This window comes from Anoxybacillus sp. P3H1B (assembly GCF_001560855.1).
In the GTDB taxonomy this organism is placed as follows: Bacteria; Bacillota; Bacilli; order Bacillales; family Anoxybacillaceae; genus Anoxybacteroides; species Anoxybacteroides rupiense.
In genome coordinates this window covers 226646-249080 of the sequence record NZ_LPUG01000009.1, presented here as the reverse complement: position 1 = coordinate 249080, position 22435 = coordinate 226646, and the positions used below count along the sequence as shown (strand labels likewise).

General features: G+C 43.6%; 26 protein-coding genes. All 26 read left to right on the top strand.

All coding sequences use genetic code 11. The features are described 5' to 3' along the window. Positions 1–179 precede the first annotated feature (179 nt). Complete coding sequence (locus AT864_RS01575) at positions 180–689, top strand: YqhR family membrane protein (RefSeq protein WP_066145776.1); 510 nt, start codon at positions 180–182, stop codon at positions 687–689. Between the two features lie 74 nt (positions 690–763). Beyond that, complete coding sequence (aroQ, locus tag AT864_RS01570; RefSeq protein WP_066145773.1) at positions 764–1222, top strand: type II 3-dehydroquinate dehydratase; 459 nt, start codon at positions 764–766, stop codon at positions 1220–1222. Further along, positions 1210–2271, top strand: coding sequence for a Xaa-Pro peptidase family protein (locus AT864_RS01565; RefSeq protein WP_066145770.1), 1062 nt, complete (start codon positions 1210–1212; stop codon positions 2269–2271). Before aroQ ends, AT864_RS01565 begins: the two co-directional genes overlap by 13 nt. A gap of 27 nt (positions 2272–2298) precedes the next feature. After that, positions 2299–2856, top strand: coding sequence for an elongation factor P (efp, locus tag AT864_RS01560; RefSeq protein WP_044744485.1), 558 nt, complete (start codon positions 2299–2301; stop codon positions 2854–2856). A 314-nt stretch (positions 2857–3170) separates the two neighbouring features. Further along, positions 3171–3452: a YqhV family protein gene (locus AT864_RS01555; protein ID WP_044744484.1), complete on the top strand. Its 282-nt coding sequence runs from the start codon at positions 3171–3173 to the stop codon at positions 3450–3452. A gap of 33 nt (positions 3453–3485) precedes the next feature. Then, positions 3486–4409 (top strand): stage III sporulation protein AA, encoded by a 924-nt coding sequence (gene spoIIIAA, locus AT864_RS01550; RefSeq protein ID WP_066145767.1) that lies wholly within the window; start codon positions 3486–3488, stop codon positions 4407–4409. Continuing rightward, entirely contained in the window at positions 4406–4918 is a 513-nt protein-coding gene (gene spoIIIAB / locus AT864_RS01545) for a stage III sporulation protein SpoIIIAB (RefSeq protein WP_066145764.1), read from the top strand. The genes spoIIIAA and spoIIIAB overlap by 4 nt, the downstream gene beginning before the upstream one ends. Positions 4919–4934: 16 nt before the next feature. Then, positions 4935–5141 (top strand): stage III sporulation protein AC, encoded by a 207-nt coding sequence (gene spoIIIAC / locus AT864_RS01540; protein WP_027407755.1) that lies wholly within the window; start codon positions 4935–4937, stop codon positions 5139–5141. Between the two features lie 22 nt (positions 5142–5163). Further along, positions 5164–5547: a stage III sporulation protein AD gene (gene spoIIIAD, locus AT864_RS01535; RefSeq protein WP_066145761.1), complete on the top strand. Its 384-nt coding sequence runs from the start codon at positions 5164–5166 to the stop codon at positions 5545–5547. Between the two features lie 16 nt (positions 5548–5563). Further along, entirely contained in the window at positions 5564–6730 is a 1167-nt protein-coding gene (gene spoIIIAE, locus AT864_RS01530; protein WP_066145758.1) for a stage III sporulation protein AE, read from the top strand. A 14-nt stretch (positions 6731–6744) separates the two neighbouring features. Continuing rightward, on the top strand, positions 6745–7377 hold the full coding sequence (spoIIIAF, locus tag AT864_RS01525; protein WP_066145754.1) for a stage III sporulation protein AF: 633 nt from the start codon (positions 6745–6747) through the stop codon (positions 7375–7377). Next, positions 7361–7996: a stage III sporulation protein AG gene (gene spoIIIAG, locus AT864_RS01520; RefSeq protein WP_044744478.1), complete on the top strand. Its 636-nt coding sequence runs from the start codon at positions 7361–7363 to the stop codon at positions 7994–7996. Before spoIIIAF ends, spoIIIAG begins: the two co-directional genes overlap by 17 nt. 16 nt (positions 7997–8012) lie before the next feature. Next, the gene (locus tag AT864_RS01515; protein ID WP_044744686.1) at positions 8013–8597 is read left to right on the top strand and encodes a SpoIIIAH-like family protein; all 585 of its coding nucleotides are present in this window, start codon (positions 8013–8015) and stop codon (positions 8595–8597) included. A 548-nt stretch (positions 8598–9145) separates the two neighbouring features. Continuing rightward, the gene (gene accB, locus AT864_RS01510) at positions 9146–9655 is read left to right on the top strand and encodes an acetyl-CoA carboxylase biotin carboxyl carrier protein (RefSeq protein ID WP_066145752.1); all 510 of its coding nucleotides are present in this window, start codon (positions 9146–9148) and stop codon (positions 9653–9655) included. A 14-nt stretch (positions 9656–9669) separates the two neighbouring features. Continuing rightward, a complete protein-coding gene (accC, locus tag AT864_RS01505) occupies positions 9670–11025 on the top strand; it encodes an acetyl-CoA carboxylase biotin carboxylase subunit (protein ID WP_044744476.1) in 1356 nt (451 codons plus the stop codon). A 14-nt stretch (positions 11026–11039) separates the two neighbouring features. After that, the gene (locus AT864_RS01500) at positions 11040–11441 is read left to right on the top strand and encodes an Asp23/Gls24 family envelope stress response protein (RefSeq protein WP_044744475.1); all 402 of its coding nucleotides are present in this window, start codon (positions 11040–11042) and stop codon (positions 11439–11441) included. A gap of 220 nt (positions 11442–11661) precedes the next feature. After that, positions 11662–12069: a transcription antitermination factor NusB gene (gene nusB / locus AT864_RS01495; RefSeq protein ID WP_044744474.1), complete on the top strand. Its 408-nt coding sequence runs from the start codon at positions 11662–11664 to the stop codon at positions 12067–12069. A 379-nt stretch (positions 12070–12448) separates the two neighbouring features. Further along, entirely contained in the window at positions 12449–13315 is an 867-nt protein-coding gene (gene folD, locus AT864_RS01490) for a bifunctional methylenetetrahydrofolate dehydrogenase/methenyltetrahydrofolate cyclohydrolase FolD (RefSeq protein ID WP_066145749.1), read from the top strand. Between the two features lie 14 nt (positions 13316–13329). Then, the gene (xseA, locus tag AT864_RS01485) at positions 13330–14682 is read left to right on the top strand and encodes an exodeoxyribonuclease VII large subunit (RefSeq protein WP_066145746.1); all 1353 of its coding nucleotides are present in this window, start codon (positions 13330–13332) and stop codon (positions 14680–14682) included. Continuing rightward, entirely contained in the window at positions 14675–14905 is a 231-nt protein-coding gene (locus AT864_RS01480) for an exodeoxyribonuclease VII small subunit (protein ID WP_044744471.1), read from the top strand. Before xseA ends, AT864_RS01480 begins: the two co-directional genes overlap by 8 nt. A 6-nt stretch (positions 14906–14911) precedes the next feature. Next, positions 14912–15787: a polyprenyl synthetase family protein gene (locus tag AT864_RS01475; protein ID WP_066146533.1), complete on the top strand. Its 876-nt coding sequence runs from the start codon at positions 14912–14914 to the stop codon at positions 15785–15787. 224 nt (positions 15788–16011) lie between these two features. Continuing rightward, complete coding sequence (gene dxs, locus AT864_RS01470; protein ID WP_066145743.1) at positions 16012–17904, top strand: 1-deoxy-D-xylulose-5-phosphate synthase; 1893 nt, start codon at positions 16012–16014, stop codon at positions 17902–17904. 3 nt (positions 17905–17907) lie between these two features. Next, entirely contained in the window at positions 17908–18750 is an 843-nt protein-coding gene (locus AT864_RS01465; RefSeq protein WP_044744469.1) for a TlyA family RNA methyltransferase, read from the top strand. Between the two features lie 55 nt (positions 18751–18805). Continuing rightward, on the top strand, positions 18806–19255 hold the full coding sequence (ahrC, locus tag AT864_RS01460) for a transcriptional regulator AhrC/ArgR (protein ID WP_044744684.1): 450 nt from the start codon (positions 18806–18808) through the stop codon (positions 19253–19255). A gap of 17 nt (positions 19256–19272) precedes the next feature. Then, positions 19273–20994 carry a DNA repair protein RecN gene (gene recN / locus AT864_RS01455; RefSeq protein WP_044744468.1) on the top strand — a complete coding sequence of 574 codons (1722 nt, stop codon included), beginning with the start codon at positions 19273–19275 and terminating at the stop codon, positions 20992–20994. A 125-nt stretch (positions 20995–21119) separates the two neighbouring features. After that, positions 21120–22406: a SpoIVB peptidase gene (gene spoIVB, locus AT864_RS01450; protein ID WP_044744467.1), complete on the top strand. Its 1287-nt coding sequence runs from the start codon at positions 21120–21122 to the stop codon at positions 22404–22406. Positions 22407–22435: the final 29 nt, after the last annotated feature.

Sequence of the window (22435 nt, the reverse complement as noted above, 5' to 3'; positions counted from 1 at the left end):
AACTAATATTGCCCGGTTCTTGGTTGTACGAGCCACTTGCTTGTCGACTGGACATGCTGACCGCTTATGTGTGGCCAGATGATTCTGTACGAAAATAATGGACAATCAACACTTGTGATATATAGTCATGAATTTGCCGATGAAGGGCCATACTAACAAAAAGGAGGTGTCAAGCATTCATGAAGGACAATGGGCAATCACTTGAACAAAATCAGCGTGAACAACCGATGTCGCTGTTAATGAAAGCGATGATTACTGGATTTGTCGGCGGTATATTTTGGAGTCTGCTGGGATATTTGGCTAGCTTTTTTCATTTTACGGAATTAAGTCCTAATATGCTTCTGCTTCCATGGAATTTTGGTGATTGGAAATATGGAAAGACGGGAAATTATCTTGCCGTTTTCCTCATCGGTTTATTATCTATATTAGTGGCTCTACTTTATTATGTGCTGTTGCGTAAAATAAAAAGCATGTGGGCGGGCATCGGATACGGTGTGGCATTATGGATTATTGTGTTTTATGTGCTGAATCCGCTGATTCCGGGATTGCGTTCTGTCTCTGAGCTTGAACGGAATACGGTTATTACAACCATCTGCTTGTATATTTTGTATGGTCTGTTCATCGGTTACTCCATTTCGTTTGAACATCAAGAAAGCGAGTATACGCAAACACAGGTAAGAAATGAGTAGTGGTCCAACCCTTTTTATGCTAAAATATGATTGTTTAAACATTTTGGCGATTTGGCTTAAAAGGGGTTGCGGAAATGGCACGTCTTCTTTTAATTAATGGTCCAAACTTAAATTTGCTTGGCAAACGAGAGCCTCATGTTTACGGAAGCGGAACTTTGCATGACTTAGAGCAGCAGTTAATCTCGTTTGCATCCGAACGGGAAACAGAACTGGCATGCGTTCAGAGCAATCACGAAGGAGACATCATCGAGCAAATTCATGCTGCCGATGGTGTGTATGATGGTGTGATTTTAAATGCAGGTGCATTTACTCATTATAGTTATGCCATTCGTGATGCCATTGCCAGTGTTAATGTCCCGGTCATTGAAGTACATATTTCCAACATCCATGCCCGCGAGCCGTTCCGCCATGAGTCGGTCATTGCACCGGTAGTGATCGGACAAATTGTGGGTCTTGGCGTGACCGGATATCGCTTAGCCATTTTAGCGCTATTGGACAAATTAGGGGAAGGGGAGAGAGCATGGAAAAACTAGAAAAACTACGTGCTTGTTTTGCTGAGTACGGCATTGATGGAATGTTGATTACAAACAGCTATAATCGCCGCTATATGACAGGCTTTACCGGAACGGCCGGCGTAGCGGTGATCAGCAAAACAGAAGCGGTATTTATTACGGACTTTCGTTATGCTGAACAAGCTGCCAAGCAAATTAAAGGATACGAGATTGTTCAGCATGCTGGTTCCATCATCGAAGAAGTAGCTAAACAGGCGGCCCGCCTTCAAATTAAAAAGCTTGGTTTTGAACAGGATCATCTATCCTATGCCACTTTTCAAGCCTATGAAAGAGAGGCGGAAGTGGTGCTTGTCCCTGTTTCCGGTTTAGTTGAAAAGTTACGCTTGATTAAGTCGGATTCAGAGATTAAGATATTAAAGGAAGCAGCGGAGATTGCTGATGCAGCGTTCGACCATATACTTCAGTTTATTCGCCCCGGGGTACGGGAAATCGAGGTTGCTCATGAATTAGAATTTTTTATGCGCAAGCAGGGCGCTATTTCGTCTTCGTTTGATATTATCGTTGCATCTGGCTATCGGTCAGCATTACCGCACGGAGTGGCAACTGACAAAATCATTGAAAAAGGGGAATTCGTCACGCTCGATTTTGGTGCTTATTACCACGGCTACTGTTCGGATATCACCCGAACCGTCGCGGTTGGTGAAGTCAGCGATGAGCTAAAAAAGATTTATGATATTGTATTAAAAGCACAGCTGCGCGGCATGGAAGGAATTAAGCCGGGCATGACTGGAAAAGAAGCAGATGCGCTGACCCGTGATTATATTTCGGAACAAGGATATGGCGAGCATTTCGGGCATTCCACCGGTCATGGAATCGGTCTGGAGATTCACGAAGGGCCGACACTATCGGTTCGTTCTGATGTAAGATTGGAGCCGGGCATGGTGGTGACGGTCGAACCAGGAATTTACATAGCAGGGCTTGGCGGTGTGCGTATTGAGGATGATACGGTTGTCACCGCGGATGGTAATGATCCGCTGACTCGCTCACCAAAAGAGTTGATCATTTTATAATACTTGTAAGTGGGAGGACATTCGTCAATGATTTCAGTGAACGATTTTCGTACAGGATTAACGATTGAAGTAGATGGCGATATTTGGCGCGTCATTGAATTCCAGCACGTAAAACCAGGAAAGGGAGCTGCATTTGTTCGTTCCAAGCTTCGCAACCTTCGCACAGGTGCTATTCAAGAAAAAACGTTCCGCGCCGGTGAAAAAGTCAACCGTGCGCAAATTGACAATCGCAAAATGCAATACTTATATGCAAACGGCGATCAGCACGTGTTTATGGATACAGAAACGTATGAGCAAATTGAGCTTTCCTCACAGCAAATCGAGTATGAGTTGAAATTTCTAAAAGAAAACATGGAAGTCTTTATTATGATGTATCAAGGCGAAACGATCGGTGTAGAGCTTCCAAATACAGTAGAGTTGAAAGTGGTGGAAACAGAGCCGGGCATTAAAGGTGATACGGCTTCTGGCGGTTCTAAACCAGCTACATTAGAAACAGGGCTTGTTGTTCAAGTGCCGTTCTTTGTAAATGAAGGAGATGTGCTCATTATCAATACAACAGACGGAACTTATGTTTCCCGCGCTTAAGCGAATGATAGGGATGGTAGGCAAAGCTAACTTAGCGTTTGCCTACCATCATTTTTATTTGTAGGCACTTTTTCGCATCAGTCCTGCTTAAAAACGCTCAACAGGGAAGCAACGAATCCGAATGCAGAGGAAATGGGAATAAAGAAGTTCATGAGCGGACGAATGCGGACAGTGACACGGGATGAAAGCGTTTTTTGTCAACCACCTGATTCCTTGCTTTTTAGCAAGGAGTTTTTTTATGCAAAAAATTGCTTCTGAAATGAATGAGCGTTGCATACGTTTGTACTAATCATTTTATTTATGAGGAGGAACCCATGAAGCGATGGTTGTCCATGATCGATTCAACGGTGCTTTCCATGGCTGGAATGCGTTTTTTGTCGGCGACAATTGAACTGACTGCTGCGATCATCATGCTTTGTCTCAATGACGTAAAAAAAGCGGTTGCCGTCAATGCGATGCTTGCCATTGTCGGCCCGATTATTTTTATAGTAACGATGACAATTGGCCTTCTTTCCGTAGCGGACGAGCTTTCATTTTCTAAATTATTTTGGATTGCCCTTGGTGTTGGTTTGATTTTAGTTGGCATCTATAAATAAGGGGTGTGCACTTATGGAAAAGGAGGGGGAAAGATGAATGAGATTATCGAGATTCTGCCAAAAACAATCAGCTCCGCTCTTTTGAAGCTGCCTCCTTCTTGGAAAGAGGAACTCGAAGAAATTCGGATCAGAATTCAGAAACCGCTTGAGGTAACGATGAAGGGGATGGTTCATTTTCTGCCGTACGAAGTGACCGCTGAAGATGGCACACATCTTCTGAATAAAATTAGCCACTATTCCATTTATGCGATGGAGGAAGAGCTGAAAAGAGGATTTATCACGATTCAAGGCGGCCATCGTGTAGGACTAGCCGGGAAAGTGATTACAGATGGAGGAAATGTGAAAGCGATCCGACATGTTACCTCCTTTAATATTCGCATAGCCAGACAAAAAGTTGGAATTGCTGAGCCGCTGATTCCATATGTATACGATGGTCGTTGGTGTAGCACGATGATTATTGGCTCTCCGCAAACAGGCAAAACGACACTGCTCCGCGATATCGCACGAATGGTCAGCACTGGCGTACCGATGAAGAAAATTCCTCCAAAAAAGGTCGGAATTGTGGATGAACGTTCAGAAATTGCCGGATGTGTGAAAGGCATTCCTCAATTTGATTTAGGTCACCGCATTGATGTATTAGATGCTTGTCCAAAGGCCGAAGGAATGATGATGATGATTCGTTCGATGAGCCCGGAGGTGTTAATTGTCGATGAAATTGGCCGTATAGAGGATAGCGAAGCCTTATTAGAAGCTGTTCATGCGGGAGTTTGCGTTTGGACGACAGTTCATGGGAAAAATTGGAACGATGTCGCTTTACGGCCAACATTACGTGCAATGATTGAACAGCGTGTATTTGATCGATTTATCGAATTAACAAACGAACGGGGACCAGGAACCGTTCGCCGCATCACAGATCAAAATGGAACGGTGCTCTATGAGGCGGTGGCAAGAAGATGAAATGGATTGGCGCTCTTCTTATTTTACTGGCGACAACATGGACAGGATTTGAAACAGCCAACAGACTCAGCGAGCGTCCGCGGCAATTGCGGCAATTAAAAACCGCATTGCAGGCACTCGAAGCAGAGATTATGTATGGGCATACACCGCTATCAGAAGCTGCCTTGCATTTGGCGAACCAGCTGCCTCTGCCTCTCTCGCGTTTTTTCCAGCAATTTGCGGAAACGCTCCAAACGGGGGAAACGAGCGTAAAAGAAGCATGGCAGGAAAGCTTGCAAAGCATCTGGGGAGCTACGGCGCTCAAACAAGGGGAGTTTGAAGTGATGAAGCAATTTGGCGAAACATTAGGGCAGTATGATCGAATGGCCCAGCAAAAGCAGATCGCTCTAGCAATCGTCCACCTTGAAAGAGAAGAACAAGATGCGCTAGAGAAAAAAGCGCGTTATGAAAAAATGGCTAAAAGCTTAGGTTTGCTCACAGGATTGCTCATTATTATTTTATTGATCTAATTAGGAGGAAGCAGCTATGGGAATTGATGTCGATATCATTTTTAAAATTGCTGGAGTTGGCATCGTTGTTGCGTTTTTGCATACCGTGCTGGACCAGATGGGGAAAAAGGAATATGCCCAATGGGTGACGCTGCTCGGCTTCATTTACATTTTATTTATGGTGGCCTCCATTGTTAGCGATTTATTTCAAAAAATTAAGGACGTATTTTTGTTTCAAAGCTAGGAGGGGAAGAGCCATTCAAATATTGCAAATTGTAGGGATCGGGCTGATTGCAACGTTTTTAGCCATTTTGCTTAAGGAGCAAAAATCCAGTGTGGCGTTTTTGTTGACCGTGTTTGTTGGTTGTGTGATTTTTCTGTTTTTGATTGATCAAATTAGCCATATTATTCATATGCTTCAAAAAATGGTCTCTGATACAAAGATTAATATGATTTATTTTGAAACGATTTTAAAAATTATTGGTATTGCTTATATTGCCGAATTTGCAGCGCAAATTTCGAAAGATGCCGGTCAAGGGGCGATTGCTTCCAAAATTGAGCTGGGGGGAAAAATTTTAATTTTGGCGATGGCCATCCCGATTTTAACCGCCATTATTGAAACGGTCATCGGGCTCATTCCTACGTCATAGCAAAGGGGGTGATGGATTGAAAAAAACGTTGATATCCCTGATCTGGTGCGGCTTCTTTTTTTTCATTCCGCACATTGTACAAGCTGCCGCTGATCATCAGCCGCTTATGCAAAAGCAGATAGAAGCGCTTGGAATTGATGAGGTGCAGCAATATTGGAATGAAATCGTGACAAAGTATGGCGGATTTTTGCCGGAAAGTCAAAAAGGATCACTTGTCCAGTTTTTGCAAGGACAAAAAGAGTGGTCGATGAAAGAATGGCTTCTGGCGTTGCTCAAATTTCTGATGTACGAGTTGCAAATGAATGGGAAACTTCTTGGTACGCTTATTTTATTAACCGTATTTAGCATGTTTTTGCAGTCGCTACAAACGGCTTTTGAGCAGCAGGCGGTTAGTAAGGTAGCTTATGCCGTTGTCTATATGGTGCTCATTATTATTGCTTTAAATAGCTTTCGTCTCGCGATGGAGTATGCGCATGAAGCCATCCAGACAATGACGCATTTTATGGTTGCCATGGTCCCTCTTTTGTTAGCCTTGCTCGCTTCTTCCGGCGGATTAATCTCTGCTGCGTTTTTTCATCCTATCATTCTATTTTTAATGAATACAACTGGAGTGGTTGTACAGTATGTGACGCTCCCTCTTTTATTTTTGGCAGCGCTATTAGGAATTGTCAGCACGATGTCTGAGCATTACAAAGTGACGCAACTGGCCGATTTGCTCACAAAGGTAGCCGTTGGGACGCTCGGCGCCATTTTAACGGTTTTTCTTGGCGTTATGTCTGTAAAAGGGACAACCTCGGCCGTTGCCGATGGCATTGCTTTACGAACGACAAAGTTTGTCACGGGAAATTTTGTTCCTGTCGTTGGAAAAATGTTTACGGATGCAGCTGATACCGTTGTCACCGCTTCTATGTTATTGAAAAACGCGGTAGGTATTGTCGGGGTAGCACTTTTGTTAATGATTGTCATTTTCCCGGCTTTAAAGATTTTTGTGATTGCTTTTATTTATAAGCTTTCAGCTGCGGTTTTACAGCCGCTTGGCGGCGGCGCCATTATATCGTGCTTGAATGTGATAAGCAAGAGCATTACTTATGTTTTTGCAGCATTAGCAATCGTATCATTGATGTTTTTTCTTAGTTTAACTGTGATCATTACAGCCGGAAATATCGCGATGATGGTGCGGTAGAAGGGGGAAACGGGATGCATGTGATTACAGAGTGGGTTACCAATATCATTCTATTCATCTTATTTGCGACGATTATCGACTTGCTGCTCCCTTCCTCTTCTTTTCAAAAATATGTAAAAATGGTGGTCGGACTGATTCTTCTTCTTGTTATGCTATCACCTCTTTTACATATTTTCTCGATTGATGTCAATCGTTTTCTCGCTGCCATTACAGAGGAAGACTACGGACAGCAAGATATGATGAAAAATGAACTAGAAAACAAGAAAAAAGAAATACAAGCCTCACAACGTGCATATATTTTAGAACAAACGGCTGTCCAGATGAAAAAACAAGTAGCTGAGGAGTTGATGAAGCAATATGGATTGACTGTCAAACAAATTGTTGTACAAACAAAAGAAAATGAACATGAATCATTACAAATTCCTGATGATATTCAAACCATTAAAGTCATTGTAAGTAAATCGCAAGATCCCGAAGCGGTTCAGCCTGTCGTGATTGATACGGCGAAATCGCTTGAACCATCAGCTGAAGAAACCGAACAAACAAAAAAGCTCGCTTCGTTCTTTGCAGCAAAATGGGATGTACATGAAGAAAAAATCGATGTACAAATCGAGGGGAGGGAATGGGGGGATGTTTCCGTTCATTAAACGCTGGCTAGAACCACAAGAAAAAGGAACTGGCGAAAAGAAGGCAACGCCGATTTCTTACGTTTTTGTGCTACTGCTGCTTGGTGTTTTGTTTATGCTAATGAGCCATAATTGGAAAAATGATGCGGCACCGGCGGACTCTGTCGCCGCTTTAAAACAGGAGACGGATGAGCAGGCTGTCGAGACCTTTGGACGCAACAAGGACACGAAAGCTAAGGTGATTGCCGAATATGAACAACGCTACGAGGAGCAGCTAAAATCAGCGCTTGAAGATATTCAAGGAGTGCGTGATGTCAAAGTTGTTGTCAACGTGGATGCTACAGAGATGCAAATATTAGAAAAAAACGAAGTAACTCAGCAGCAAACAACGGATGAAACAGACAAAGAAGGCGGGACACGTAAAATTCAAAATTATTCATCAAATGAACAAGTCGTCATTATACAGGATGGCGATAAAGAAACACCGATTGTCGTAACGACGAAAAAACCAGATATTCGCGGGGTGCTTGTTGTAGCTAAAGGAGCGGATAATCTGCAGGTGAAACAGTGGATTGTAGAAGCAGTAACGCGTGTGCTAAATGTGCCGAGCTACCGAGTTGCTGTACTGCCAAAAAAATAGGGGAGGATCGATGGAAATGTTAAAAAAGCAAACAGTTTGGTTATTAACAATGTTGAGTTTAGTTGTCGTATTATCGGTGTATTACGTAACAGCGCCAAAAGATATGAATGATCGCGTTGCTTTTACGGATGAGCAAAATCAAACAAACCAAACAGAAAAAACAGCTTCTACAAAAGAAGAGGCAAATGTCGCGGTGGATGAAGCGGAGGCAAAGGATGAAAAGGTCACTTCAAGCGCTACGAGCGATGACGATGTATTTACGGCATTGCGCTTACAAATTGAGGATGAACGCAGCCGCCAGCGAGATCAATTAAATACCATTGTTACTTCATCAAACACAACACCGGAGCAAAAGAATGACGCATATGAAAAAATGCAACAACTTCAAACGATCGCTAATAAAGAGGCAACATTAGAGACATTAATTAAATCCAAGGGTGGATACGAAGACGTACTCGTTCGTGCTGATGGCGACACAGTAAGAGTAATGGTAAAAGCAAAACAAAGCTCGACAAAAGCGGCTAATGAAATTATCCAGCTTGTAAAAAGCGAGATGAAGGATATGCAGGATATAGCTGTCGAGTTTCAGCCCGTCAAATAAGCAAGCGAAGAGCTGGCTTCCAAAAGGATGCCAGTTTTTTTATCCTCGCAGAATTTGTATTTAGACTTTTCAAAAAAAATAAGCTGCTGTCTAGCTTCAAGCGCCATCATCTCGAGTCGGATCTGCCCCACACTGCGGCGGCGACACGTGGAGTCCCGCCCGCCGCAGAATCAAGCTTGGCTTAGTTCGAGCTCTCCTTGGCGGACGCTTTGCGCTTTTCTTATCCTCGCTGATCGCCCCTTTCAATGCTTATGGCATGAGTGGGGGATAAAGAACTTCGTGTTGGTTAGTCGCGATTATCCCTACTCACATCTGGAACATATATAGAGGAATCAAGCGATCTCTAGTATTACCAGTGTTCATATATCAAATGAAGAGACATTTTATTTTTACAGTGGAAAAATTGTTTTTATGCTATATAATAGAAATTGTTTATATGACTAGGTAATAAATCAAACAGCCTAGTTAAATTCTACAGTTGAATATGAGGGAAGGTCTGTCGTATGATGGTAGTATATGAAATTATTTTGGGGCGAGAGGTGTGAACAATGTTGAAAATTCAAGAAATTCGCGAAATCATTCGACTTATTGACCAATCTAGTATTGAGGAATTTTTATATGAGCATGATGGAGTAAAGGTTCATATGAAGAAGCCAAATGGAAGCGTCCCGGTTGAAGCGGTTGCAAAAGCAGCAGTCGTAGAACCAGCACCAGTAGCTGTTGTGAAAGAAGCAGCGCCACAGGTGGAAGCAGCTCCAGCTGTTCCGGAGACAAAGCCGGCAGAAGCACCGAAGCAAGAAGCGGTGAAAGCAGAAAATTTACATAAAATTACTTCTCCGATGGTTGGTACATTCTATGCAGCTCCATCGCCAGATGCAGCGCCATATGTGAAGACGGGTGATAAAGTAAAGCCAAATACGGTTGTCTGCATTATTGAAGCAATGAAGCTATTTAATGAGATTGAGGCAGAAGTTAACGGTGAGATTGTAGAAATTCTTGTGCAAAACGGGCAGCTCGTCGAATATGGACAGCCTTTATTCCTTGTAAAAACTGAATAGGGAGAGGACGAGCCATGATCAAAAAATTATTAGTAGCGAACCGAGGCGAAATTGCTGTTCGCGTCATTCGTGCCTGCAAAGAGCTTGGCATTGAAACGGTAGCTGTATTTTCCGAAGCGGATCGGGAGGCGTTGCACGTCCAATTAGCTGATGAGGCGTATTGTATTGGACCAACAGCTTCTAAAGATAGCTATTTAAACTTTACGAATATTATGAGTGTCGCTACGCTAACAGGCAGTGATGCGATCCACCCAGGGTATGGTTTTTTGGCGGAAAATGCTGCATTTGCTGAGCTTTGCCGTGAGTGTAATGTGACATTTGTTGGTCCAAGTCCGGAAGCGATTACAAAAATGGGAATAAAGGATATTGCGCGCGAAACGATGCGCGAGGCCGGAGTCCCAATCGTTCCAGGTTCAAAAGGAATTATTGAAAGTATCGACGAAGCGCTTGCGTTGGCGAATGAAATTGGCTATCCTGTTATTATTAAAGCGACAGCAGGCGGAGGCGGAAAAGGAATTCGCGTGGCTAGAAACGAACAAGAATTAATAAAGGGAATTAATATCACGCAACAAGAAGCCGCCACTGCGTTTGGGAATCCGGGTGTATATATTGAGAAATACATTGAGGATTTTCGGCATGTCGAAATCCAAGTGCTTGCTGATGCTCACGGCAATGTGATTCATTTGGGAGAACGCGACTGTTCCATTCAGCGCCGTTTACAAAAGCTTGTAGAGGAAGCGCCGTCTCCAGCTCTTGACGAAAACATACGTGAACAGATGGGAGAAGCAGCAGTAAAAGCGGCCAAAGCGGTCAACTACACAGGCGCGGGAACCGTTGAGTTCATTTTTGACCATAAAGCTAAAAAATTCTATTTTATGGAAATGAACACGCGTATCCAAGTGGAACATCCTGTTACGGAACTGATTACAGGAGTTGATTTAATTAGAGAACAAATTCGTGTGGCATCAGGAGAAAAGCTTTCTCTTACACAAGAAGACGTGACGTTTAATGGCTGGGCAATCGAATGCCGCATTAATGCTGAAAATCCTGAGAAAAATTTCATGCCGTCTCCAGGTCGCATTCAAATGTACCTTCCTCCTGGAGGGTTAGGAGTTCGTGTGGATTCCGCGGCATATCCAGGCTACATGATTCCACCTTATTATGATTCCATGATCGCCAAACTGATTGTGCATGCTCCTACAAGAGAAGAAGCGATCGCGCGCATGAAACGAGCGCTAAGTGAATTTGTTATTGAAGGCATTCATACAACGATTCCATTCCACTTAAAATTATTAGAGCACGAAAAATTCGTGCAGGGGGACTTTAATACAAAGTTTCTTGAGTTGTATGATGTCATGAAATCATCATAAAGGAGGAGCGGTGAATGTCAGAAAATGTATTTGACATTGAGCAGGGAGCAGCAAGCTTAGGAAAAGTGGAAATTGCTCCAGAGGTCATTGAGGTCATTGCTGGAATCGCAGCAAACGAGGTTGAAGGAGTTGCGCAAATGCGCGGAAATTTTGCAGCTGGTGTTGTTGAGCGGTTCGGAAAGAAAAATCACGGAAAAGGCGTGAAGGTAGACGTAAAGGAAGAAGGAGTAGCGATCGATATTTATTGCCTTGTCCAATTCGGCGTTTCTATTCCAAATGTGGCTAAGAAAATTCAAGAAAATGTCCGTCAGGCACTCTTTAATATGACTGGACTGGAAACAAGCGAAATCAACGTTCACATTGTTGGAATTCAGCTTGAAACAGCGAAGCAGCAAGAACTAGAGGTTGAGCAATAAAAGGGCGAAAAGGGGGCTTTTCATGATATCATTCATGAGCCCCCTTGTATTTTTTTGAAACTTTGGTATCTTAATGGACAGATCCTTTTTCGAGATATGGAGAAAAGGCGATAATTTTTTGTGTCATCTAAATGATTTGTACGGATTATAGTGTCGTTTAGCGAAAAAATATGGTATGATCATCACATAACGTTCGTTTATTTGTAAAGGAGTGAACATAATGAAGAGGCATACAGCGAGAGAAAAAGCATTGCAAGCCTTGTTTCAAATTGATGTTGGCCATATCGAGCCGGAAGAGGCGATTCAAAATGTAATAAAAAAAGAGGAGGAAGCCGATCCGTTTTTACGTCAGCTTGTTTTCGGGGTAATGGAGCACCAAACAGAAATTGATGCGTTATTATCCGACCATTTAGAAAAATGGACGCTTCAACGAGTGGCTAACGTGGATCGAGCGATCTTGCGCATGGCGACATATGAAATGAAGTATACAGAGGATGTGCCTGTTAAAGTCATTTTGGACGAAGCCATTGAGTTGGCGAAAAAGTTTGGGGATGACAAATCAGGCCGATTTATTAACGGAGTTCTTTCAAAGGTAAAGGACGCATTATACGGGCCAGCGACAAAATGAGAGGCAGAACGCAAACAGCTCCTGTCTGTTTTATTGTGACAAAAATAAGCGGCCGATGCTTGGCGTGAATAAAGATCGGGGCCGTTAGAGACAGCAGCTGTTTCCTTAAGCGCTTTGGGAGAAAATAGGGAAATCAGGCGATTTTCATCGTGCTTTATTTGTTAACCGCTTATACTCGTGGTGTCAGATAAAATGGATTTTTTGTTGTCCGTGTCCTGTATGTAAAAGCTGCGTTTTCCCGACTATCAACATCAATGATCGCCTGTTCACACGGAGACAAATGTCGGGATAGCGTCGTGCTCAAACTAGCACCACGAGTGACTGATATCGGAAAAGTGACTAGATGAAACCTATCCTAAAATAAAGGGGAGCTAGAACGATGACGGCACAAATCATTAGTGGTACAGAATTAGCGAAAGAAAAGCGTGCACAATTAGCAAAAGAGGTAGAACAGCTGAAAAGCAAAGGAATTGAACCGGGGCTAGCCGTGATTCTTGTCGGTGATAATCCTGCTTCGCATTCCTATGTGAAGGGGAAACAAAAAGCGTGCGCTGAAGTCGGGATTCGCTCGATATTACTTACATTCCCTGATACCATTACCGAAGCCGCTTTATTAGAACAAATCAAGCAATTGAATGCGGATCCGTCCATTCATGGTATTTTAGTACAACTTCCGCTTCCGCCGCATATTGATGAGTTGAACGTGATTGAAACGATTGCCCCGGAAAAGGATGTTGATGGCTTCCATCCCATTAATATCGGTCGAATGATGATTGGACAAAAAGCGTTTCTTCCTTGCACTCCTTACGGCATTTTATTTATGGTACAGTCACTTGGCGTCGAAATTGCTGGGAAGCATGTAGTGGTGGTTGGCCGCAGCAATATTGTCGGTAAACCAGTTGGGCAACTCTTTTTGCGTGAGCATGCTACGGTTACCTATTGTCATTCTAAAACAAAGGATTTAGCAGCAATGACTCGTCAAGCTGATATTTTAATTGTAGCTGTCGGCCGAGCCAACATGATTGGAGCTGATCATGTGAAAGAAGGAGCCATTGTTATTGATGTCGGCGTCAATCGCTTGGAAAATGGCAAATTATGCGGGGATGTGCGCTTTGAAGAAGTGAAAGAGGTGGCAAGCTATTTGACCCCTGTGCCAAAGGGAGTCGGACCGATGACGATTACGATGCTTCTCCATAATACTGTTGAAGCGGCACGCGAATATGGGCATCAGCAAGTTCAGCGATAAGCGGGGATGATGTTGTGGCAGAAATTAAATATGTAACGGTTACAGCGCTGACAAAATATATTAAACGAAAGTTTGAAGTTGATCCGCATCTTCAGGATTTATGGATCAAAGGAGAAATCTCCAATTTTACGAGCCATTCGCGGGGGCATATGTATTTTACGCTCAAGGATGAAAATGCAAGAATTCAAGCGGTTATGTTTGCTGGCTATAATCGCTATTTGGCGTTTCGTCCCGAAAACGGGATGAAGGTGCTTGTACGCGGCGAAATTTCTGTCTATGAACCGAGCGGAAATTATCAAATTTATGTGAAAGAGATGCAGCCGGAAGGGATCGGAAATTTATATTTGGCGTATGAGCAGTTGAAAAAACAGTTGGAAGCAGAAGGGCTATTTGCCCCGGAGCATAAAAAGCCGATCCCCTTATTTCCTCGCTGCATCGGAGTGGTAACGTCTCCAACAGGAGCGGCGATTCGCGATATTATCACAACGATCCGGCGCCGCTATCCGCTTGGCACCGTCATTTTATTTCCAGCCATTGTCCAAGGGGAGCATGCAGCCGGGTCAATTGTTCAAGCGATTGAAAAAGCGAATGAATTCGGGAACGTGGATGTGTTAATTGTCGGCCGAGGCGGAGGATCGATCGAGGAGCTATGGGCGTTTAATGAGGAGCAGGTGGCACGGGCGATTTTTGCTTCTCGCATTCCGATTATTTCCGCAGTTGGACACGAAACAGATTTTACGATCGCTGACTTTGTCGCTGATTTGCGTGCGCCGACACCTACTGGAGCGGCTGAATTGGCAGCTCCTCACGTCGCCGAGCTGGCCGAAAGAATAACCCAACGAAAAGCAAGGCTGATTCGGGCAGTTAAGGAAAAAATCACCATCGAATCCGATCGGTTAAGCCGCTTGCAAAAGTCTTATGCCTTCCGCTATCCGAAGAAGCTATATGAGCAAAAAGAGCAGCAGCTCGATTCTTTCTTGGATCGCCTTAAACGGCAAACCCAGCGCCTTTTCGAGCGAAAGCAGGAGCGATTTGAGCAGCTTCATTTAAGGCTTGAAACCTATCATCCGGCAGAACAGCTAGCGCAAATGTCTGAGAAGCAGCGAATGCTGACAAAGTCACTTGAAAAAGAAATACAAGCGCTATTAAAGCAAAAACAGTGGCAATTTACTTCACTGCTGTCACAGCTGCAGGCATTGAGTCCGCTTAAAATTATGGAACGCGGCTATAGCTTAGTCTATAATGAAAAGGATGAGCTTGTGACGAGCGTGCGGCAGATTCAGCCAGGAGATGCGATCCAAGTTCGCTTGCAGGATGGACGGCTTGATTGCCACGTATGGGGAATGGAGGAAGCTTCTGATGAGTGAAGAAAAAGAATTAACGTTTGAAGAAGCGATGAAACAGCTTGAGGAAATTGTGGGAAAACTTGAAGAGGGAAACGTTCCTCTTGAACAAGCGATTTCGTTTTTTCAAGAAGGAATGAGGCTCTCAAAATGGTGCCATGACAAGCTGCAGCATGCTGAAAAGCAAATGGAGTATATTTTGCGGGAAGACGGGCAATTGGCGCCTTTTTCGATTGAGGAGGAGTAAGGATTGATAGAGCAATTTTTAAATGAAAACAAACCGCGCATCGACGCAGCGCTTTCCGCCTATATTGCCGGGCTTGATGCCCCGGATACGCTAAAGGATGCTATGTTGTACTCGCTTGAAGCAGGCGGAAAACGAATTCGTCCATTGCTTTTATTCGCAACGCTGCATGCATTTGGAAAGAAAAGCGAAATTGGACTCCCTGTCGCATGTGCCATTGAAATGATTCATACGTATTCCCTTATTCATGACGACCTGCCATGTATGGATAATGATGATTTGCGCAGAGGGAAACCAACGAATCATAAAGTGTTTGGTGAAGCGACTGCCATTTTGGCAGGAGATGGATTGCTTACATACGCATTTCAATTGATTGCTGGCATGGACAACCGCGTGTCCGCAGAAGTAAAGCTCAAACTGATCGCTGAACTGGCTAAAGCAGCGGGGCCAGAAGGAATGGTAGCTGGGCAAATGGCCGATATCGAAGGGGAAGGACAGCCGTTGTCGCTTTCGCAATTAGAATACATTCATCGTCATAAAACAGGAAAAATGCTGCAATATAGCGTATTAGCTGGCGCTTGGTTAGCGGGCGCAGACGATGCGCAAGTTGCACAGCTTGACGAGTTCGCTTCCCATTTAGGGCTTGCCTTTCAAATTCGCGATGACATTCTGGATATTGAAGGAACAGAAGAGAAAATGGGAAAAAAAGTCGGAAGCGATATTGAAAACGAAAAAGTCACGTACCCATCGCTATTAACGATGGATGGCGCAAAAGAAAAGCTGTATTTTCACATAGAAGCAGCGAAGCATTGTTTGAAGGCCGCTCGTGTTCAGGAAGAAATATTGCGCTATATATGCGATTTGGTCGCTACCCGTGACTATTAACATTTCAGGACGGATTTTGAAAATGGTTGATTCGATATTCTGATGCTATTATGTTATACTAAGAAAATGGAGACCACGTGCCGTTATCACATTTGTGTTAGCGGCTCTTTTTTCGCCTGTCTGATGAAATCGCAGCGGGACATTTTTCTTTAACCATTTATCATGTATAATAATAAGTAATCTTTATATGATATCAGTGATAAAACGAAAGCGAGTGATCTCGTTTGGAGCTAACCAATATTACTAATCCGCGCTTTTTGAAGTCGATGTCAAAAGAAGAACTGATTCAATTGAGCGCGAATATTCGTCAATTTCTAGTAGAGAAGCTCTCGAAAACAGGTGGACATATCGGCCCGAATCTTGGGGTTGTCGAGTTAACAATCGCGCTCCATAAAGTCTTTGACAGCCCGAAAGATAAACTGATTTGGGATGTCGGTCACCAATCTTATGTTCATAAAATTTTAACTGGACGTGCGAATGAATTTGATACATTGCGGCAATATAAAGGACTTTGCGGCTTTCCAAAGCGGAGTGAAAGCGATCATGATGTGTGGGAAACAGGACACAGCTCAACCTCGCTATCTGCGGCGATGGGCATGGCCATTGCCCGTGATTTAAAAGGAACGGATGAATATATTGTTCCTATTATTGGCGATGGTGCTCTTACCGGAGGAATGGCACTTGAAGCATTGAATCATATCGGACATGAGAAAAAAGATATGATCGTCATTCTCAACGATAATGAAATGTCGATTGCTCCGAATGTCGGGGCGCTTCATAATGTGCTAGGTCGCTTGCGCACAGCAGGGAAATATCAATGGGTAAAAGACGAACTGGAAATGCTTTTAAAAAAAATTCCGGCTGTGGGCGGAAAAATTGCGGCAACAGCTGAACGTCTAAAGGATAGTTTAAAGTATTTGCTTGTTTCCGGCGTGTTTTTTGAAGAGCTGGGCTTTACGTATCTTGGACCAGTAAATGGCCATGATTTTGATGATCTGTTTGAGAATTTGCATTATGCCAAAAAAATCAAAGGTCCGGTTTTGCTTCATGTCATCACGAAAAAAGGAAAGGGATATGAGCCAGCGGAAAACGATAAAACGGGCACATGGCATGGGACAGGTCCTTATAAAATTGAAACAGGGGACTTTTTAAAGTCGGCCGACCAAGCTCCATCATGGAGTAAGTTAGTAAGCGAAACAGTAAGAAAGCTTGCACGTACAGACGAACGTATTGTTGCCATTACTCCAGCTATGCCTGTCGGCTCCAAGCTGGAAGGCTTTGCTGCTGAGTTTCCGGACCGCATGTATGATGTTGGCATTGCCGAGCAGCATGCGACCACTTTGGCAGCAGGACTGGCTACACAAGGCATGAAACCATTTTTAGCGATTTATTCTACATTTTTGCAACGGGCGTATGACCAAGTGGTCCATGATGTCTGTAGACAAAATTTAAACGTGTTTTTTGCGATTGACCGTGCCGGTCTTGTCGGCGCAGATGGCGAAACGCACCAGGGGGTATTTGACATTGCCTTTTTGCGGCATGTGCCGAACCTTGTGCTGATGATGCCAAAGGATGAAAATGAAGGCCAACATATGGTTTATACGGCGATTCAATATGATGATGGGCCGATTGCGCTTCGCTTTCCGCGCGGAAACGGGCTTGGAGTAAAGATGGATGAAGAACTTCATGCCATCCCGATCGGAACATGGGAAACGCTGCGCGAAGGTCGCGATATTGCCATTTTAACGTTTGGAACGACCGTTCCGATGGCATTAGAAGCCGCCGAAAAGCTGGCAAAGGAAAATATATCGGTCAAAGTGGTCAATGCAAGATTTATTAAACCAATGGATGAATTGATGCTGCATGAGTTGCTGGAAAGTGGTATACCGATGCTAACGATTGAAGAAGCGGCACTCATGGGGGGATTTGGTAGTGCGGTGCTGGAGTTTGCTCATGATCACGGCTACCATCAAGCGATGATCCAGCGCATGGGCATCCCGGATCGCTTTATTGAGCATGGAAGCGTGAAAGAACTGCTTCAGGAAATCGGTTTAACAACCGCGCATGTCGTTGATCGCGTTAAGAAGATCATACCGAGAAAACAAAAAAGGGCATGAGAGATGAAAGGAAAAAAAGAACGTGTGGATGTGTTATTAGTTGAACGAGGATTAATGGAAACGCGGGAAAAAGCCAAACGGGCGATTATGGCAGGGCTTGTCTATTCTAATGAAATGCGCCTAGACAAGCCGGGAGAAAAGGTGCCTGCCGACATTCCGCTTACTGTGAAAGGAAATGCTTTGCCCTATGTGAGCCGAGGCGGATTAAAGCTTGAAAAAGCGTTGCGCCTATTTGATGTAAGCGTAAAGGATAAAATTCTTTTGGATATCGGTGCATCGACCGGGGGATTTACGGACTGCGCGTTGCAAAACGGAGCGAAAATGTCATATGCGCTTGATGTGGGATATAATCAATTAGCGTGGAAGCTTCGGCAAGATGAGAGGGTTGTCGTGATGGAACGAACGAATTTCCGCTATGTTACTCCTGCTCATTTTACTAAAGGGCTTCCAGAAATAGCAACGATCGATGTATCGTTTATTTCGCTTAAGCTGATTTTGCCTGTATTAAAAACCGTGCTCGTTCCAGAAAGCGATGTCATCGCTCTTGTCAAGCCGCAGTTTGAAGCGGGAAAGGAGCATGTCGGAAAAAAAGGAATTGTCCGTGATCCTAGCATCCATGAACTCGTTCTTGTTTCCATCATTGACTTCGCTCTTAGCGAAGGCTATGATGCACTTGATTTATCCTACTCTCCGATTACGGGAGGAGACGGAAACATTGAGTTTTTGCTTCACCTTCGTTGGGAAGGAGAACAAGAAGCGGGCAAAAATAAACTGTCGAAGCGGCCAGCTGACATTGTCAAACAGGCTCATAGTGAATTAAAAGCGGGCGCTGAGGAAAGGGAATAACAAAAGCGTTATTCCCGTTTTTGCGATAAATGAGGACAAGTGTGAGGTGTTAATCTTGAATAAAGGACAAAGGCACATTAAGATTCGCGAAATTATTACGAATTATGAAGTGGAAACGCAGGATGAGCTAGTCGATATGCTGAAGGAGGCTGGCTTTAATGTCACGCAGGCAACGGTTTCACGCGATATTAAAGAATTGCAGCTTGTAAAGGTGCCGATGATGAACGGCCGGTATAAATATAGCCTTCCTGCTGATCAGCGTTTTAACCCGTTGCAAAAATTAAAACGTGCTTTAATGGATGCGTTTGTCAAAATTGATGGCGCAGGGCATATGCTTGTAATGAAAACGTTGCCTGGAAACGCTCATGCAATCGGCGCTTTGCTTGATAATCTTGATTGGACGGAGATTGTTGGAACGATTTGCGGTGATGATACATGCTTGATTATTTGCCGTACTCCAGAGGATACCGAAAAAATCTCGCAGCGCTTATTAGACATGCTATAGTATGAGGTGATTCCAAGGTGCTTGCGGAATTATCAATTAAAAATTTTGCCATTATTGAGTCTCTGTCGATCTCCTTTGAGAAAGGCTTGACAGTGCTGACAGGGGAGACAGGAGCCGGAAAGTCCATTATTATTGATGCCATCCATTTGTTGATTGGTGGGCGTGGTTCCGCTGAATTTGTTCGCTACGGCGAAGAGAAAGCGGAAATTGAAGGACTGTTTTTATTAGAAGAAGAAACGCATCCCTGCTATCAAAAATGTGCAGAAGTGGGCATTGATATTAGCGAAGGGATGGTCATTCTGCGCCGAGAGATTTCGGTAAGCGGAAAAAGCGTTTGCCGCGTGAATGGCAAATTGGTGACGATGGGAATTTTGCGCGAAATTGGCTCTACTCTTGTCGATATCCATGGGCAGCATGAACATCAGGAATTAATGGATTCCAGCCGGCATTTGCCGTTGCTTGATGAATATGGAGGCGCAGAAATTGCTTCGGCCCTCGAAGAGTATCAAGCGGTGTATCGAAAATATGAACAGTTAAAAAAACAGCTGCAAAAATTGAATGAAAATGAACAGCAAATGGCGCACCGCCTTGATTTGCTCACATTTCAGCTTGATGAGATTCAAAAAGCCGGCTTGCAGCCAAATGAAGATGAACAATTAATGGAAGAAAAAGTAAAGATTGTGAACTTCCAAAAAATATATGAAGCGTTAAAGAATAGTTACGAAGCGCTATATGGAGAACAGCGCGGGCTTGATTGGATCGGGCTTACGATGAGCCATTTAGATGACGTTGCTCACATTGATGCCGGCTTGAGAGAAATGCATGAAACGATCGCCAACAGCTATTATTTACTCGAAGAAATGGCTTATAAATTGCGCGATCAATTAGAGCAGTTGGAATATGATCCGAACCGCCTTGATTTTATTGAAGGACGCCTGAATGAAATTAATCATTTAAAACGAAAATATGGACAGACAGTCGCCGATATTTTGCAATATGCAGAAAAAATTGCCCAAGAGCTTGATACGATCCAAAATCGCGATACGCATATTCATCAGCTTCAAAAAGAACTGCAATCTGTAACAGAAGATTTACTGATTGAGGCGAAAAATGTTACCGCTGTGCGAATGAAGCATGCCCAAACGCTGGTTCAGCACATTTATCAAGAACTCAAAGATTTGTATATGGAAAAGACGCAGTTCGATATTGTTTTTAGCAAACGGGAGGGCTTGCTTGATGCTCCGTTAATTGATGGCGTGCCTGTCAAATTTCAAGAGGACGGTGTTGATGTCGCCGAATTTTATATTTCAACAAACGTTGGCGAGCCGTTAAAACCTCTCGCCAAAGTCGCTTCAGGAGGCGAACTGTCTCGCATCATGCTGGCCTTAAAGAGTATTTTTTCTAAGCATCAAGGCGTTACATCGATCATTTTTGATGAAGTGGATACGGGAGTGAGCGGACGCGTGGCGCAGGCGATTGCTGAAAAAATTTATCGTGTGTCTGTCGGCTCACAGGTGCTTTGCATCTCCCACTTGCCGCAAGTCGCAGCGATGGCGGATACGCATTTGCTCATTTCTAAGGAAACAGACGGAAATCGAACCAAAACATCGGTCAAAGCGCTTACAGAAGATGAAAAAATTAAGGAAATTGGCCGAATGATTTCTGGGGTGGAAATTACAGAGCTGACAAAGGAACACGCGAAAGAGCTGCTTGAATTAGCAGCAAAAATCAAAGGATGAAAGGCTATCCATTATGGGTAGCTTTTTTTATTAGCAAAAACGATTATATTTATGAGGATTAAGGCAAAATTAAGATTGTAGTCACATTTTGAAGGTGTAGGTGGGAGCGAGGAGAGTGAAAAGGTTTGAACGCAGAAACAATAAGAAAAATGATGGGGATCTTTCTCCTTGTTTCATTCGTATTAATCAGTACATCGAAGCCGGTAAGGGAGTATTTACGCATTCCAAAGCAAATGGTGATGTTTGAAGGAGAAAAAGCAACATTCGCTTCTGCTCTTCCTGTTCATGCAGAGGTGAAAGACGCTTCTCATTCCATTGAGCTTGAGAAAGCAGACGATACCCTTACCGTTGAGGCGAAGCAGCCTGATGAAGAGAAGGTAGTGTTAAATATGGGAGGAGTGCCCATTAAGCAGATTGACGTTAAAGCGCTCCCAAGCTTGAAAGTGATTCCTGGAGGACAATCGATCGGTGTGAAATTAAATACACTAGGAGTTCTTGTGGTCGGCTATCACCTTGTTGATACAGAAAGCGGAAAAAAATCACCGGGAGAATTGGCTGGAATCCAAGTTGGAGATATGATTACAAGTGTCAATGGGAAAAAAATCGAAAATATGAGCGACCTCTCTCCTTTTATTGAAAAGTCAGGGAAAACAGGACAGCCATTGGACTTGCAGCTTATTCGCGATCAACGTTCGATAGCGACGAAACTAACCCCATTAAAAGACAAGCATGACCACGCTTATCGCATCGGCTTATATATCCGTGATTCGGCTGCTGGTATCGGAACGATGACCTTTTTTGACCCCATTTCCAAGAAGTACGGAGCACTTGGACATGTGATCTCAGATATGGATACAAAAAAACCGATTATCGTTCAAAATGGACAAATTATGAAGTCGACAGTCACCTCGATTGAGAAAGGAAGCAGCGGAAATCCAGGTGAAAAGCTCGCAAGATTTTCCAAAGATAAAGAAATCATTGGGAATATCACAACAAACAGTCCTTTTGGGATTTTTGGAAAATTATCGAAATCAGTGCCAAATGAATTGTATGATAAACCAATGCCAGTGGCTTTGTCGAGCCAAGTAAAAAAAGGGCCAGCAAAAATGCTGACGGTGATTGAAAACGACCGAGTGGAGGCGTTTGACGTTGAAATCGTCAATTCAGTTCCGCAAAAGTTCCCGGCAACAAAAGGACTTGTCATCCGTGTCACTGACCCTCGGCTACTGAAGAAAACGGGAGGAATTGTGCAAGGAATGAGCGGCAGTCCTATTATTCAGGATGGGAAGCTAATCGGAGCAGTCACACATGTGTTTGTAAATGATCCAACGTCAGGATACGGCGTGCACATTGAATGGATGTTGAATGAGGCGGGAATTGATATATATGGATCCAAACAAAAAGCGAGCTGACAAATGCTCGCTTTTTGTTTGAAAAAAGG